General features: G+C 69.7%; 17 protein-coding genes and 1 pseudogene. 12 read left to right on the forward strand and 6 right to left on the reverse strand.

From position 1 onward, the window contains the following. Positions 1-81: 81 nt before the first annotated feature. From ACTVAJ_RS25710 to ACTVAJ_RS25735, 6 genes and pseudogenes are all read left to right on the forward strand, one after another. The gene (locus ACTVAJ_RS25710) at positions 82-1653 is read left to right on the forward strand and encodes a GMC family oxidoreductase (RefSeq protein WP_470390845.1); all 1572 of its coding nucleotides are present in this window, start codon (positions 82-84) and stop codon (positions 1651-1653) included. Next, positions 1653-2816 (forward strand): annotated as a pseudogene (locus ACTVAJ_RS25715) (quaternary amine ABC transporter ATP-binding protein); the annotation flags it as partial. The gene ACTVAJ_RS25710 and the pseudogene ACTVAJ_RS25715, both read left to right, overlap by 1 nt. 190 nt (positions 2817-3006) lie before the next feature. Further along, positions 3007-4956: an ABC transporter permease gene (locus ACTVAJ_RS25720; RefSeq protein ID WP_470390846.1), complete on the forward strand. Its 1950-nt coding sequence runs from the start codon at positions 3007-3009 to the stop codon at positions 4954-4956. Between the two features lie 4 nt (positions 4957-4960). Then, positions 4961-5920: an ABC transporter substrate-binding protein gene (locus tag ACTVAJ_RS25725; protein WP_470390930.1), complete on the forward strand. Its 960-nt coding sequence runs from the start codon at positions 4961-4963 to the stop codon at positions 5918-5920. Between the two features lie 367 nt (positions 5921-6287). After that, positions 6288-6776: a globin domain-containing protein gene (locus tag ACTVAJ_RS25730; RefSeq protein WP_470390847.1), complete on the forward strand. Its 489-nt coding sequence runs from the start codon at positions 6288-6290 to the stop codon at positions 6774-6776. Positions 6777-6994: 218 nt separating this feature from the next. Continuing rightward, on the forward strand, positions 6995-7648 hold the full coding sequence (locus ACTVAJ_RS25735) for a pyridoxamine 5'-phosphate oxidase family protein (RefSeq protein WP_470390848.1): 654 nt from the start codon (positions 6995-6997) through the stop codon (positions 7646-7648). Positions 7649-7688: 40 nt separating this feature from the next. On the opposite strand, the gene ACTVAJ_RS25740 is transcribed toward ACTVAJ_RS25735, so the two are convergent. Together ACTVAJ_RS25740 and ACTVAJ_RS25745 are read right to left on the reverse strand one after the other, a co-directional pair. After that, entirely contained in the window at positions 7689-7928 is a 240-nt protein-coding gene (locus ACTVAJ_RS25740; RefSeq protein ID WP_470390849.1) for a hypothetical protein, read from the reverse strand. Between the two features lie 92 nt (positions 7929-8020). Further along, complete coding sequence (locus ACTVAJ_RS25745) at positions 8021-9598, reverse strand: hypothetical protein (RefSeq protein WP_470390850.1); 1578 nt, start codon at positions 9596-9598, stop codon at positions 8021-8023. Between the two features lie 332 nt (positions 9599-9930). Here ACTVAJ_RS25745 and ACTVAJ_RS25750 point away from each other — a divergent pair, with 332 nt between their 5' ends. Then, positions 9931-10392: a hypothetical protein gene (locus ACTVAJ_RS25750; RefSeq protein WP_470390851.1), complete on the forward strand. Its 462-nt coding sequence runs from the start codon at positions 9931-9933 to the stop codon at positions 10390-10392. Continuing rightward, positions 10389-10832 carry an ATP-binding protein gene (locus ACTVAJ_RS25755; RefSeq protein ID WP_470390852.1) on the forward strand — a complete coding sequence of 148 codons (444 nt, stop codon included), beginning with the start codon at positions 10389-10391 and terminating at the stop codon, positions 10830-10832. Before ACTVAJ_RS25750 ends, ACTVAJ_RS25755 begins: the two co-directional genes overlap by 4 nt. 56 nt (positions 10833-10888) lie before the next feature. Here the strand turns inward: ACTVAJ_RS25755 and ACTVAJ_RS25760 are convergent, their stop codons facing one another. The 3 genes from ACTVAJ_RS25760 to ACTVAJ_RS25770 all read right to left on the reverse strand — a co-directional run bounded on the left by ACTVAJ_RS25760 (position 10889) and on the right by ACTVAJ_RS25770 (position 12570). After that, positions 10889-11026 carry a DUF397 domain-containing protein gene (locus tag ACTVAJ_RS25760; RefSeq protein ID WP_470390853.1) on the reverse strand — a complete coding sequence of 46 codons (138 nt, stop codon included), beginning with the start codon at positions 11024-11026 and terminating at the stop codon, positions 10889-10891. A 132-nt stretch (positions 11027-11158) separates the two neighbouring features. After that, positions 11159-11962: a hypothetical protein gene (locus ACTVAJ_RS25765; protein ID WP_470390854.1), complete on the reverse strand. Its 804-nt coding sequence runs from the start codon at positions 11960-11962 to the stop codon at positions 11159-11161. Positions 11963-12375: 413 nt separating this feature from the next. Beyond that, on the reverse strand, positions 12376-12570 hold the full coding sequence (locus ACTVAJ_RS25770) for a hypothetical protein (protein ID WP_470390855.1): 195 nt from the start codon (positions 12568-12570) through the stop codon (positions 12376-12378). Positions 12571-12681: 111 nt separating this feature from the next. Between ACTVAJ_RS25770 and ACTVAJ_RS25775 the strand changes: the two genes are divergently transcribed. Together ACTVAJ_RS25775 and ACTVAJ_RS25780 are read left to right on the forward strand one after the other, a co-directional pair. Then, positions 12682-13500 carry a helix-turn-helix domain-containing protein gene (locus ACTVAJ_RS25775; protein WP_470390856.1) on the forward strand — a complete coding sequence of 273 codons (819 nt, stop codon included), beginning with the start codon at positions 12682-12684 and terminating at the stop codon, positions 13498-13500. After that, the gene (locus ACTVAJ_RS25780) at positions 13497-13676 is read left to right on the forward strand and encodes a DUF397 domain-containing protein (protein WP_470390857.1); all 180 of its coding nucleotides are present in this window, start codon (positions 13497-13499) and stop codon (positions 13674-13676) included. The genes ACTVAJ_RS25775 and ACTVAJ_RS25780 overlap by 4 nt, the downstream gene beginning before the upstream one ends. A gap of 60 nt (positions 13677-13736) precedes the next feature. Here the strand turns inward: ACTVAJ_RS25780 and ACTVAJ_RS25785 are convergent, their stop codons facing one another. Further along, positions 13737-14084, reverse strand: a complete 348-nt coding sequence (locus ACTVAJ_RS25785) for a hypothetical protein (protein ID WP_470390858.1) — start codon at positions 14082-14084, stop codon at positions 13737-13739. Positions 14085-14176: 92 nt separating this feature from the next. Between ACTVAJ_RS25785 and ACTVAJ_RS25790 the strand changes: the two genes are divergently transcribed. Both ACTVAJ_RS25790 and ACTVAJ_RS25795 read left to right on the forward strand, forming a co-directional pair. Beyond that, positions 14177-14443, forward strand: coding sequence for a hypothetical protein (locus ACTVAJ_RS25790; RefSeq protein ID WP_470390859.1), 267 nt, complete (start codon positions 14177-14179; stop codon positions 14441-14443). Then, entirely contained in the window at positions 14440-14646 is a 207-nt protein-coding gene (locus ACTVAJ_RS25795; protein ID WP_470390860.1) for a hypothetical protein, read from the forward strand. Before ACTVAJ_RS25790 ends, ACTVAJ_RS25795 begins: the two co-directional genes overlap by 4 nt. Positions 14647-14650 lie beyond the last annotated feature (4 nt).

A 14650-nucleotide genomic window follows, 5' to 3' on the forward strand; every position in this document is an offset into this window, starting at 1 on the left:
TTACCGGGGCGCCGAACCGGGCACGCGCGGATCGGTACCCCGGCATCCCCCAGAGCAAGAATTCACGAGAGGAACCAGCACGTGTCCGACAACCAGAGCACCTACGACTACGTGATCGTGGGAGGTGGGACCGCGGGTTCGGTGATCGCCAACCGGCTCACCGAGGACCCCGGAACCACCGTCTGCGTCATCGAGGGCGGTCCGGACGACCGCGACCACGAGAACGTGATCAAGCTCCGCGACTGGTTGAGCGTACTCGACGGCGACCTCGACTACGGCTACACCACGACCGAGCAGCCGCGCGGCAACTCCCACATCCTGCACTCGCGCGCCCGCGTGCTCGGCGGATGCTCCTCGCACAACACGCTCATCAGCTTCCGGCCGTTCGCCGAGGACCTGGACGAGTGGGTCGCCATGGGCGCCGAGGGCTGGGACAACGCCACCGTCCAGTCCTACGCCGACCGGATCAAGTGCAACATCGTCCCGGTCGCCGAGAAGGACCGCAACGCCATGGTCAAGGACTGGGTGTCCTCGGCCGCCGAGGCGGCCGACGTCCCCGTCGTCGAGGACTTCAACGCCCTGACCTCGCACGGCGGCGGGTTCGCCGACGGCGCGGGCTTCCTGTCCATCGCCTACGACCCCTACACCGGGAACCGCTCCTCGGCCTCCGTCGCCTACCTGCACCCGATCATGGGCGTGCGCGACAACCTCACGGTCATGCTGGAGACCTGGGTCGACCGGATCGTCTTCGACGGCGACCGCGCCACCGGTGTCAGCGCGACCCTGAAGTCGGGTGAGCGCGTCACCGTCAACGCCCGCCAGGAGGTCATCCTGGCCGCCGGTGCCGTCGACAGCCCGCGTCTGCTCATGCTCTCCGGTGTGGGCGACGCCCGGGAGCTGCGTTCGGTGGGCATCGAGGCCCGCCACGACCTGTCCGGCGTCGGGGAGAACCTGCTCGACCACCCCGAGTCGATCATCATGTGGGAGACCGAGCGCCCCGTCCCGCGGGAGACGGTGATGGACTCCGACGCGGCCCTGTTCGTCCGCCGCGACGAGAGCGACCCGCGCCCGGACCTGATGTTCCACATCTACCAGATCCCCTTCGACGACAACACGAAGCGACTGGGCTACGAGTCCCCCGCGGACGGCTACGCGGTGTGCATGACGCCGAACATCCCCCGGTCCCGCTCGCGCGGCAAGCTGTACCTGACCAGCTCCGACCCGAAGGTGAAGCCCGCGCTGGACTTCCGCTACTTCACCGACCCCGACGGCTACGACGAGCGGACCATCGTCGACGGGCTCAAGATCGCGCGCGACGTGGCCGCCACCGAGCCCTTCCGCTCCTGGATCAAGCGCGAGGTCGCCCCCGGCCCCGAGGTCCGGACCGACGAGGAGCTGTCCGAGTACGGGCGCCGCGCCGCGCACACCGTGTACCACCCGGCCGGTACCTGCAAGATGGGCGCCGCCGACGACGACACCGCCGTGGTCGACCCCCGGCTGCGGGTACGGGGCCTGCGGGGTCTGCGGGTCGCCGACGCCTCCGTCTTCCCGACGCTGCCCACGCCCAACCCCATGGTCATGGTGCTGGCGCTCGGTGAACGTGCCGCGGACCTGATCCGCGCCGACCGTGTCGCCAGGAAGGAGGGGGCCTGATGAGTACGCAGACGGCCGACGCGGCCGGTCCGCGCAGCGGCGGATCCGACGTCACCTTCTCGGTCCGCAACCTGTGGAAGATCTTCGGGAAGAACGCCGACAAGGTCATCGGTACCGAGCTGGAGAGCGCGGACCGGGACCGGATCAGGGAGGAGACCGGCTGCACCGTCGCCGTGCGCGACGTGTCGTTCGACGTCCGCCCCGGTGAGATCTTCGTGGTCATGGGACTGTCCGGGTCGGGCAAGTCGACCCTGATCCGGTGCCTGACCCGCCTGATCGAACCGACCGCCGGCCAGATCCTGCTCGACGGCGAGGACATCGAGGAGGCCAGCCCGCAGCGGCTGCGGGAGCTGCGCCGCCACAAGATGGCGATGGTCTTCCAGCACTTCGGGCTCCTGCCCAACCGGAGGATCATCGACAACGTGGCCTACGGGCTGGAGGTGCGCGGGATGCCGCGCCCCGAGCGCCACGCCCGTGCCCGCGAGATGATCGATATGGTCGGCCTGACCGGCTACGAGGACTCCCGCCCGAGCCAGCTGAGCGGCGGTATGCAGCAACGGGTCGGCCTGGCCCGCGCGCTCGCCGTCGACCCGCAGGTCCTGTTGTTCGACGAGCCGTTCAGCGCCCTGGATCCGCTGATCCGCCGCGACATGCAGGCCGAGGTCATCCGGCTCCAGCGCGAACTCGACAAGACGTCGGTGTTCATCACCCACGACCTCCAGGAGGCGCTCAAGCTCGGCGACCGCATCGCCATCATGCGCGACGGCGAGCTGGTGCAGGTGGGCACGCCGGAGGAGGTGGTCGGCCGCCCGGCCGACGCCTACGTCGCCGACTTCACCTCGGACGTCGCCCGGACCACGGTGCTCACCGCACGGTGGCTGGTCCGCGACGCGTTCCCCGAGGAACGCACCGACGGTCCGGTCTGCCAGGCGCGCACCGTCCTGGCTGAGGTGCTGCCGATGCTGGCCGCCACCACGGCGCCCGTGCGGGTCATGGACGGGGACGTCTTCCTCGGGTACGTGGGCCGCGACGACGTGCTGCGCGCGATCGCCGAGGACCAACTGGCCGACGCCACGGTCGCCGCGGCCATCGAGGAGGAGGCCGTCGAGGAGGTCGGCGAGGAGCCCGGGGACGGGCAGCCGACGTACGGGGGATCGGGCGGGACCGCCCCGGCGTCCGGCGGGGGCACCGGAACCGGTGCCGCGGAGGAGTCCGGGACCGCCTCGGCACAGGAGGCGGGAGGTGCGGCCGCCGCACCGGAGTCCTCCGCCCCTCCCGAGGAGGGCGGATACAACGGCCCCAGCGGCTACAAGGGGCACGGCGGTCCGGCCCCGACCGGGGACGGTGGGTGACATGGCCACGGTGACCAGGTCGGACTCCGGCCAGACCACCGGGAACGCCGCCGGCGGGGCTCCTCTGACGTGGACCTGGCTCCAGGCGGTCATCGCGGTCGCGGTGCTCGTCGCCGGGTACTGGGTGAGCGCCGCCCTGGGCAACCCCGGGTGGTCGGGCCCCTTCCCGACCGCCGTCGGGGAGCGGTTCATGGCGTGGATGGACGACCTCTACCTGTGGATCGTCCTGAACCGCAACGACAGCCCGCTGTTCCTGTACGGGTTCAACTACGTCTCGGTGGGTCTGGGGTCGGCGGTCGTGCTGATCAACCAGATCCTCGACTTCCTCACCTGGGCGGGCGTCACCGTCCTCGGGACGCTCGCCGCCTGGCGGATCGCCGGATGGCGGGTGGCCCTGCTCGTGCTGGTCACGTTCGCGGTGTTCGCGCTGACCGGGCTGTGGAACGAGTCGATGACCACGCTGTCGCTGATCATCACCTCGGTCCTGGCCGCCCTGCTGGTCGGCTTCCCGCTGGGCGTCCTGGCCGGACGCAGCGAACGGTTCTACCGGGGCATCCGGCCGGTGCTGGACTTCATGCAGATCATGCCCGCCTTCGCCTACCTGCTGCCGTTCGTGCTGCTCTTCGGTATCGGCAACCCGGCGGCGGTCGTGGTGACGGCGGTGTACGCGATGCCGCCCGCGGTGCGGATCACGGCCCTGGCCATCCGCGAGGTCGACAAGGGGGCGATCGAGGCGACGGCGTCGCTCGGCTCCACCCCCTGGCAGATCCTCACCAAGGTGCAGCTCCCGATGGCGCGGCGCACCATCCTGCTGGGCGTCAACCAGACCATCATGCTCGCGGTCTCCATGGTCGTGATCGCCTCGGTCATCGGCGCGGGCGGTCTCGGTGACGCGATCTACCAGGCGCTGGCCAAGGTCAACGTCGGGCAGGCGTTCCAGGCCGGTGTCGCGATCGTCATGCTGGCGATCGCGATGGACCGGGTGACGGGCGCGGTCGGGCACGGCGCGCACACGCCGCAGATCGCGCCGCGGTTCCGCCTCCCGGTGCTCGGCGCCGGTCTGGCGGCCGTGATCGCCTCGGTCGGTGTCGCGCGCTTCCTCGGCGTGGACGGGTGGCCGCGCGGCCTGGCGATCGACATCAGCGGCCCGATCAACGCGTTCAACGCGTGGTTCCAGTCGGTGGCGGGCGGCTTCACCGCCGCCCTGGGCACCGTGACCCAGAACGTCGTGATCAACCCGCTGACCGCCGTGCTCACGGGGTCGCCCTGGTGGCTGGTGGTGCTCGTCGCCGCCGCGCTGGGGTGGATCTTCGCCGGGGCGCGCACCGCCGTGGTCTCGGGTGTGTCCTTCGTCGTGGTCGGGCTGCTCGGCGTGTGGACCGAGGCGATGAACACCCTGGCGCAGGTCCTGGTCGCGGCGCTGGTGACGATCGCCCTGGGCGTGGTCATCGGCGTCCTGGCCTCGCGCAGCGACGTGTTCGCGACGATCCTGAAGCCGATCCTGGACGCGATGCAGACCCTGCCGCCGTTCGTGTACCTGATCCCGGCCGTGGCCTTCTTCGGCCTGGGCCCGGTCCCGGCCCTGGTCGCGGCGGTCGTCTTCGCCCTGCCTCCGGTGATCCGGCTGGTCAACGACGGTATCCGCGGGGTACCGGCGAACACCCTGGAGGCCGGGCTCTCCCAGGGGTCCACGAAGTGGCAGCTGCTCACCAAGGTGGAGCTGCCGATGGCACGGGGGTCGCTGCTGCTCGCGGTCAACCAGGGCATCATCCTCGTGCTGTCCATGGTGGTCATGGGCGCGCTGGTCGGTGCCGGTGCGCTCGGTTTCGGCGTCGTGTTCGGCCTGGCCCAGAACCAGTTCGGCCTGGGTATGGCCTCCGGCCTGGCGATCGTCTGCCTCGGACTGTTCCTGGACCGCGTGACGCAGGGAAGGAGGGCACCCCGTGCCTAGGTTCATGAGGAAGGGCGCCCTGATCCGCCTGTTCGCGGCGGTCCTGGCCGTGCTGGCGGTCAGCTCCTGCGCGGTGCGTACGGACCAGGTGGCCCGCGACCCCAACAGCGTGCGGATCGCCGTCAACGGCTGGGTGGGGTACGAGGCGAGCGCCGAGGTGCTGGCCTACATCCTCCGCGAGGAGATGGGGTACGAGGTCCAGCTCATGCGGGTCGACGAGCAGCCCTCGTGGCAGGCGCTCGACCAGGGCGTACTGGACGTCATCGTGGAGAACTGGGGCCACGAGGGCCTCATGGAGCTCTACGGCCCCGACGGGAAGGGCACGGTCGTCGACGGCGGCCCCAACGGCAACGAGGGCGTGATCGGCTGGTACGTCCCCGCCTACCTGGCGGAGGAGTACCCGGAGATCACGACCGTGGAGGGGCTGAAGGAGCACACCGACCTGTTCCGGACGGCCCAGACCGGTGACAGCGGCGAGTTCCTCGCCGGGGCGCCCGGGTTCGTCACGCAGGACCAGGGGATGATCAACGCGTTCGACCTGGACCTGGAGATCGTCTACGCGGGGTCGGAGGCGGCCCAGATCACCGAGGTCCGCCGCCGGTACGCGGACGAGGAGCCGGTCCTCTTCTACTTCTACGACCCGCAGTGGCTCCAGGAGGAGCTCGACCTGGTCAAGGTGGACTTCCCGCCGTACTACGAGGGGTGCGACGCCGACCTGGAGTACGTCGACTGCGACTACCCGACCTACGAGCTGAACAAGATCTTCCGGACCGGGTTCGTGGAGACGGGGGACCCCGCCTACCAGTTCCTCGACAACTGGAGGTGGTCCAACGCCGACCAGAACGCCGTGGCGAGGATGATCGCGGACGAGGGGCTCGACCCCTCCGAGGCGGCCGAGATCTGGGTGGACGAGAACCCGGACGTGTGGCGCGACTGGATCCCCGAGGGGTACGAGGGGCGCTGAGCCGGACCGGTGGCCGGGGCGGGGACGACCTGCCCCGGCCACCGTCGTACGTCATGGCTGGTCACGGGTGTTGTTCTTGGTAACGGCGTGCCAACGGAATGTCTCTGTTAGAGTACGACCGCCTCTGCGGCAGGCGATCCGACGGCGGAGAACCAGCCATCCCCCGGTGTTCCCGGACCACGTTCCCGGGCCCCTCCGACATGCGCGGACCGCCGCGCGCCGAGTCGCACGAGCCCCCCGCGCCCCAACCGGCGCACGTGGTCGCGACGGTGCGGTGATCACCGCCGCGACCCCTCCCCGGACCTCGCGTACCGACGTTCGCTCCCCCAGTGGTCCGGCACCTGTCACCGACACCACTTGGAACTCCATGCCTCCCCGCTCGCTTTCCCAAGTACCGCTCCCCGACCAGTCGGTCATCGAGGCCGTCCGCCGGTCCTGCTCGGAACTGCCGTCCGGATCGACACGGCTGGCCGAGTGCTTCTACCGCAACCTCTTCGAGATGGCCCCCGGGGTGCGGGCCATGTTCGCCGACGACCTGCGACCCCAGCAGAGGCGGATGTCCCAGGCCCTCCTCCAGGTCGTCCAGTACCTCGACACCCCCGACGAGGTCGCCCACGAGCTGCGCCGGCTCGGCGCCCAGCACCACCGGGAACTCGGCGTCAGGCCCGAGCACTACCCCTACGTCGGCCGCGCCCTGGTGCGCGCCGTCAGCGAGGTCTCCCCGACCTGGACCTCCTCCATGAGCTCGGCCTGGGTCCTGGTCTACGAGTGGATCACCGCCCACATGCTGGCCGGAGCCGAGGACGCGGCGAACGGCGGGCGGGCCGGGGCCCGGCACGTCCGCTCCCGGCGCTGACCGTGTTCGTCGTGGTCCTGCGCTGCGCTCGGGACCGGGTTCGGGGGCCCGGGAGGCGGTGTGCTGCCCGCCCGTCGCCCGCCACCGCCCTCAACGGACGCCTGCGGCGCGGCTCCTTCTTCCGGCGTCGCCTGCCGCTCGTTCCTCGCTCGCGGCTCACCTCGCCCGCCCGTCGCCCGCCACCGCCCTCAACGCCTGACAGTCCACAAGGGATCCTGATGACCGGACACGACCACCGCACCCCCGGCACGGACGGCGAACGCCACGTGCAGACGGTTCTCGGCACCACCGACCGGGCCGACCGCTTCTACCAGGACCAGATGCTCGACCATCTGAACCCGAGGATGCGCGAGTTCGTCGCACGCCAGCAGATGCTGTTCATCGCCACCTCGGACGGGAAGGGCGAGTGCGACTCCAGTTTCCGCGCGGGACCGCCCGGCTTCGTCCACACGATCGACGAGTACACCGTCACCTACCCGGAGTACCGGGGCAACGGCGTGTTCGCCAGCCTCGGCAACATCACGGAGAACCCGCACATCGGCCTGATGTTCCTCGACTTCCTGCACGACCGGATCGGGCTGCACGTCAACGGCCGCGCCCGGGTCGTGGAGGACGAGCAGCTCCGCAAGCACGTCCCCACGCTCCCGACACCGGAGGTGCCCGGGCAACGCGCGCTCGTGTGGGTCGTCGTCCACGTCGAGGAGGCCTACATCCACTGCCGCAAGCACATCCCCCGTCTGCGTGAGGTCGGCCGGGACGAGGCGTGGGGCACCGACGACGTCAGGAGCAAGGGCGGCGACTTCTTCGGGGCCAGGGCGACCCCGGGCCCGTGGGAGGCCGCCGAGCCCGCGGCGCACGGCCGTCCGGGGTGAGCCCAGGGAGGGGAGGGCGGTCCCTCCCTCCCCGCACCGCTCAGTGGCGGGGGCGTTCGTAGCGCAGCCTCCGGTACACCCAGTACACGTTCACGCACGCGCCCGCGCACCCCGCGCCGAGCAGCACGGGCAGCCACGCCTCGTCCGTCAGCAGCGCCGCGGTGACCACGCCCACCAGCAGGATCAGGGCCCCGAACACCGCCAACACCATGCGGAACCCCAGTGCGCTCGCGGGCCGGTCGTGGCTGCCCAGCGGACCCTTCAGACTTCCCCGCCGCATGGTGTCCTCCCCTCGCACCGTCCGTGTCCGTTCTACCGGTGCGTCGTCGGGCGGACGCAGTGGCCCCGCTCGACGGGCCCCGCACCCCACCCCTACCCATCCGGACGCGGTTCCTCCTCGGGCCGGGGTGTCACGTCGAGCACCGGGCCGCCGAAGGGCCGGGCCGCCGGGCCGCCCCAGTCGCGGAGGAGCGGACAGTGCGGGGCGGGCGCGCCGTCGAGGGACCGGTTCGCCTCCTCGCGGAAGGCGGCGCTGGTCGGCAGGCTTGCGTGCGGTGCGCGTACCGGGCAGGCGTTCCGGTCGACCGGCAGCCGCCACCCGGAGGGCATGAGCGGAAGGTCGACGGTGGAGACCACGCTGAGCGAACGCGTGTGCTCCGGCAGAGGAAGAGCGAGGATCGAACTGGGAGCCTCCGTGGTGCCCAGCAGTGCGTAGCCCGCGGGGGAGTCGGGGTCGAAGGTGAAGTCGGCCGTGCGGCTCAGGGGGGTCAGCACCTGGAGCAGGTCCGACGCGGGGCGGCCCGGACCCGGCTCGCCGATGGGCCGGTAGCCGCCGGTGCTCTCGAGGAAGGGGCCCACCAGGATGAGGGCGTCCACCCGGGGAGCCGCGCCGGTGGCCACCGCCTTCCACGCGATCCACGCTCCCTGCGAGTGCCCCACCACGACCAGCGGGCGCGGCAGGTCCTCGGTCTGCTCCGCGAACGCCCGGACCTGTTCGTCGACCGGCCGCTGGGTGTGGGCGCTGACGTAGGGGGCGCCGGTCCGGATCGGGCACAGCGCCTCGCCCCGCGGTTGGCCGACCCGGGGCCCGCGTAGGAGAAGTAGGAGGTCTGGTCGCAGTCGTAGCCGAGCAGGTCGGTGCGGGTCCGGAACGCGGTCCCGGCGCCGGAGCGCGAGTCGATGCCGGACATGATCAGGACCGATCCCTCGCGGGGGCGGGCGGGCGGGTCGGTCGGGTTCGGGCGGGTCGGTGCCGCGTGTGGCGACCCACGCCCAGGCCAGCAGGGCGAACGCCACGGCGACCGCGCCCAGGCGAATCGGGCCCCCGGGCCGCGCGGGGCGGGCCAGGGCGGAGACGGCGACGGCGGTGGCGGCGGCCGAGACCGGGACGAGTGCGAGGGTCAGCCCCGGGAACAGGTCGGCGAGCGCGCCGACCCCGACCACCGCGCAGCCGTAGGGCAGCGTCACACCGACGCGGAAGCCGTCGCGCCAGGCGCGGGCCAGGGTGTCCCGGATCCGTGGACCCGCCCGCCAGGGCAGCGGGGCGAACGCCAGGACGAGCACGGCGACCGAGACGACCCCGCCCCAGAACAGGCGCGCGTACAGGAGGGTGCCCGCGATGTACACGGCCTCGGCCGCGAGCAGCGTGGGCAGGAGCAGGACCCCGTAGAAGGCGGCGGCAAGGGCCAGCCGCTCGCGGGTGAGCCCACCGGTCATCAGGGCCAGGAAGAGGGTGAACAGCACGGGTCCGGTGGTCGTGGTCAGGAGGACCCGCAGGTCGCCGAAGAGGTCCAGGGGCGGGAGCGCGACGAGGTGGACCAGGCCCGGCCAGATCGGTAGGACACCGGTCGCCGCGAGGGCTGTGACCACGGCGGTCACCGGTACCAGGGGCAGCCAGCGCGGGGCGGTGCCCTTGCTCCTGGTGGGGGACTCCACCCGCACGCGCGTCACCCCCTTCCCCCACCCCTACCCAGCCGGGGCACGGCGGAGCCCGCACAGCCGTGTTTCAGATATCTCAGTAAATCCCTTCAATTCGGACTGATGGAATTCTTCCGGCGGCATTCGAGAGGGGGAACGTCCATTTCAAACAGGGGGCATGAACTGGGGTGGCGTCCGATGGGTCGAACTTTTTCGGAATTCCCTCACGAAAAAGTTCGCCTCCGTCCCTCCCATCCCCTACCCTTCTAACCAACACAACCAAAAACTCGGAAGACCCCGCGACGATTGAAGATCGCCCGGGGTCGTGGCCAGCAACTCAAACCTTTAAGACAAGGATTGCCAGCATGCGCGATTATAGCGCTGCCTTCCTCGCCCTGCTCGCGGCGTACGTGAAGGCGCTGTTCACCCCCGCTCGCGGTCGCCACTCGGCCGCCGCCCGCCGTCGCCGTTCCACCCGGGTCCGCCGCTACGCGCCGGTGCCCGCCCCGGTCGAGGCCAGCACGCCTCCCGCCCCGAAGCCCGCGCCCGTTCACGCGCCGTGTCTGGCGCCGCCGCGTGAGAACTTCCCCGCCGACGAGATCGCCCTCGTCCGCCCCTACTACGCTTCCCACGAGCGCGAACTCGACCGGGTCCAGGCCGAGGCGACCGCTCGCCTGCACGCCTGGATGCCGAAGCAGCCCCCACCCCCGGGCGACCTGCTCGCCGCCCCCGTGGAGCCCCGGCCCGGCGAGTTCGACGAGCTCGCCGCGCTGGTCCGCGTCTGGAACGACCAGCGGGTCCGGCGGTGTGGGGCGGTGGCGGCGTGAGCACCCTGGACATCATCCTGCCCGGCCTCTGGTGGCCCTACCGCGGTTACGCCGGTGACCTGTCCGAACTCGCCAGGGTCCGTGCCGACCTCGGCCGCGACCTGGTCGGGTTCGACCCGGACCTGGTGGACACCGTCCAACTCGTGGTCAGCGAACTCGTGGCGAACGCGGCCAAGTACGCCGGCCCGGGCGGCGAGGTCGTCCGCACGATGTGCCTGACGGACCCGCGCACGCTGCGCGTGACGGTCAGCGATCCCGGTGGGCCCAACAGCCCCCGCATTCCCACGGAGCGCACCGCCGACGAGTGGGACCTCGCCGAGGGGCAGCGCGGCCTGCTCCTGGTGGAGAGCCTGGCCGCCGACTGGGGCTGCCACGCCTTCCCGGAGTGGTCGGGCTACTTCACCCAGGTCTGGGCGGCCTTCGACGTCGGTTCCGGCTGAGTGGGACACACCGGTGCCCCGTGGACGGGACCGTCCAGGGGGCACCGGTCGGGGTGTCAGCGGGTCACGCTGGCGATCAGCGTGACCCACTGGTCGGTGTCAAAGGCCAGTGCGCCGAGTTCGCGGTGCTTGGTGTCGCGCACCTCCGCGCCGTTCTCGTGTTCTCTGATGTCGGCGAATCCACTCGGGCGCACCGCCCCGGACGGTGATCCGGGGCGGTGCGGTGTCTGTAGGCCAATTCGCCGCCGTCCATCGCACCCCTTCAGAAGTGGGGTGTTGCAACGACTGCTAGAACTCAAGCACAGCGGCCGGGGGTCGGGGCAAGCTCAGGACAAGGACTCGATCAAGTCCATCTGAGCCGAGCGGAGCCGGTCGAGGTGTTCTGGTCCGTGTGTCTCCTCTAGATCAGCCAACGGGAGTTTGTAGGAGATCCACAGTTTGCAGATCCTCCCGTCCCGGGAGGACAGATCGTCATGGAAACGACGCTGTACTTCTTCGGCCAACTCGGGAACGAAGATGGAGCAGGCCCACAGTGTCGCCGCATCTGCTCCCCTGGGCAGCCTGCCCCAGCACTCCCAGTCCAGAATGCACAGGCGCGGAGCGGTGAGATTGGCCCAGTGCAGGTCACCATGTCCGGTAACCCATTCGGAGATACGAGTGTCCAGCTCCAGCCCCGTGAATTCCTTGATCTCCCTGTTGATGGGTGCTGGGGGTAGTGATATCCGGTTGGTCTTCACCTGGGACAGGTTCTTCAGCGCCTGTGACAGATCCTCCCACCACTGTTCGTCCACGTCCGGGGGCTGGGTCGGCAGGGAACGGGGGGAAGCTACCGGACCGTCGGCAAGCGTCATCTCCTCAGCCCGGAAGATGACACCTGAGTGCGCCCAGTGACACGCTTGGACGAATTCGGGGCGTGGGACACCCTTGATCCCAAGGGACGTCTCCAGACCACTGAGTTCCCGAGGGAAGATCTTGTCTGGTTCATACCAGTTGATCCGAACCCAGGTTCGACCCAGTGTCGGCATGCCTATGGACGGATTCCTGTTACCTGGAGTCTGGCCATCGCGGTCCAGGTGCACCCCGAGGCGGCGTTCGACCTCGTCGAGAATCTCATCCCGAGAGATCTCCACTCGCCGTAGGGTTTCTGCGTTCCACGCTGTGTCAGTAGTTTGGTACACCGTTGCTCGCTAGTAGCTGGGGTTTCCGACGCCCTCGCAGGTGCAGTCGCTCATCTCTTTGCCGCAGTCTCCGCACACCTCACCGGACATAGCAACTCCTTCGCAGAAGAACTCATGAGGGTCAGGGCAGAACCTGCCCGTTTTACATGTCGAACTCACTTACGGGTGTCGCAGGTGGCCATGCTCAGTGTCCCTTCCGGATGATAGGTGTCCTGCTTCCCGTCCGTGAGGCAGACGCGAGAACGGCGTTCGCCTCGGAGTGCCGCATCCCGTACTGACGCGTGAGGTGGGTGTGGCAGGTGTGCCAGTTTCCGGCCACGCCGCCCACGCGCCAGACCCCGTTTCCCAGATAGCCGACCACGGGGTCACCTCCTGCCACCGTCCACCACCACCAACTGACCGGCCGGGTAGCGGTACCAGGCACTCCCCAAACGAAGGTTCACGAAGCCGGGTTCGGGGCCGGGCTCCACGGCGGTGACCACGCGGAGGTGCCCGGTACCGACGAGCACGATGTCATGGCGGCGAAGCGCTCTTGCGGGCTTGCGGGTCCACGTCTGCATGCCCTTCATCGTCAACGCGTGAGCGCGGACCGTACAGGGGATAGCACGAAGCGGTACCAGCCTTGACTAGGGCGTGGTGGGGTGCGCTATGGCCGTGCTATCCGTAGTCATATGAGCGCGAACGACCGGCTGATCAAGGAGAGGATCGGGCGTGAGATCCGCCGATGGCGGGACCACGCTGGGCTTTCCCAATACGAGTTGGGTAAGGCGGTACTCCGGAAGCAGAACACCGTGAGCGCGTGGGAGCGCGGTAAACGACTTCCCGAAACGGACGATTTGCAACGCCTGGACTCCGCCCTCAGCACGGGGGGAGCGCTCGTCAGGCTGTGGCACAGTTTGACCACGCGCAACGCCTACGCCGCCTGGTTTCGCGATGTCGTGGCGACCGAAGCGGAGTCATCGGAGAGCCGGGAGTACAACCCGATGTCCGTGCCCGGACTCCTCCAGACGGAGGGCTACGCCCGCGAGATCACCCAGCAGGGCAACCCGACTCTGAGCCCGAACGAGGTGTCCAAGCTGGTGACGGGTCGGCGCGAACGGTCCCGACTCATCACGGGGGACGTCGGTCCGGTTGCTCAGTTCATCGTCGAGGAGCATGTTCTTCGTCGGCCTATCGGCTCCGTGGCGCTCATGTGTGACCAGCTCGGCCACCTGTTGGACATGTCCGAGTTCCCTCGGGTCACTATCCAGGTGATCCCGATGGGGTCCACACTCCACCCCGGGATGGACGGGGGCTTCATCCTGTTCACAGTGCCCGAACGCGGGATGGTCGCCTACACCGAGTCGCGGTACACGAGTGATCCACGGGACGACCGCGAGGTCACCGACGGATACATGGCGGTGTGGAGTGAGTTGAAGGGGGTGGCGCTTCCGGTGCCCGAATCCCTGGGACTCATCGAGAAGATCAAGAAGGAGATGGAAGAGTCATGATCGGCAAGGACTGGCACAAGTCCAGCTACAGCAACACCCAGGGGGGTGCCTGCGTCGAGGCACGTTCATCGGACATGACATCGGTGGACATGCGCGACACCGAGAACCGCGAGGCCGGGCACCTGCCGTTCCCCTCGTCTGAGTGGGCGGCGCTTCTGGCGAGCGTGACGCGGTAGGACTCGGAGCGCAGTAAGGGACCCCTCCCAGGCGTAGTGGGAGGGGTCCCTTCGTGTCTTCTACCCCATCGCGCTGGCGCTGCCCGTGGCCAGGTCCACGTGGACGTGGCGGGACATGGCCACGCTCGGGTTGCTGTGGGATCTCAGCAGCTCCAGTCCCCACACCGCACGGTTCAGGGACTGGGTGAACTCGGCCTCGGTGCCGTCGACCCGGACGCGGTCGTAGCCGAAGTCGATCATGGTCTGACTCAGGCGTCCGGCGACCGCGTCCAGGTCGAGATGATCGGGCACGTCGAGATCATCGAAGCGTGGGTCGAGGGAGATCCAGCCCACGCTCACCCCGTCGGCGGTACGGATCAGGTCCATGCGGTGGGTGGGACGGCTCTCTTCAGGTGCGGTCTCGTCCATGGCCCGGGAGCCTATCCGGCGGTGTGCCCGAGATGCTGGGGAATCCGACGACAAGGAACCCCGGACAGGGTGTCCGGGGTCCCGTCGCATGGGTGTACCCGTCAGATCACGTCGAGATCGACCAGGACCGCGCCCGACCGCACGCACGTCGAGCACGCCCAGCCCCAGACGCGGTGTGCCTCACCACGGCGACCACCGCCGTGCACGGGGCACACCGTTCCGACGGCGGCCCCGCCTGGACCGCCGTGCACGGACCCGACGCCGACGACGTCGTCCGCGCCGACACCCTCGAAGTCCTGGGCGCGCGCCTGCACCTGACCCGGTACGTGCCCCGCCCCCGGTCGGAGGCGACGCCATGACCCGCCACGCGGTCGCCTACCTCGGAAACTCCCGCTGGCTCGTGGACGGCCGGGAGGGCGGCTGGGACGAGTGCTACCGCTACCTCACCCGGGTCTGCGGGCTACGGCACTCCACGACCAACGAAGCCCTCGCGAACGCCCTGCGGATGGACCGAGCCCGCTGGGCGGACGTCGCCACCGAACACGACCACGAACACCGATAGAGAA

Source organism: Nocardiopsis sp. KDC1DS13DA1 (assembly GCF_055632325.1).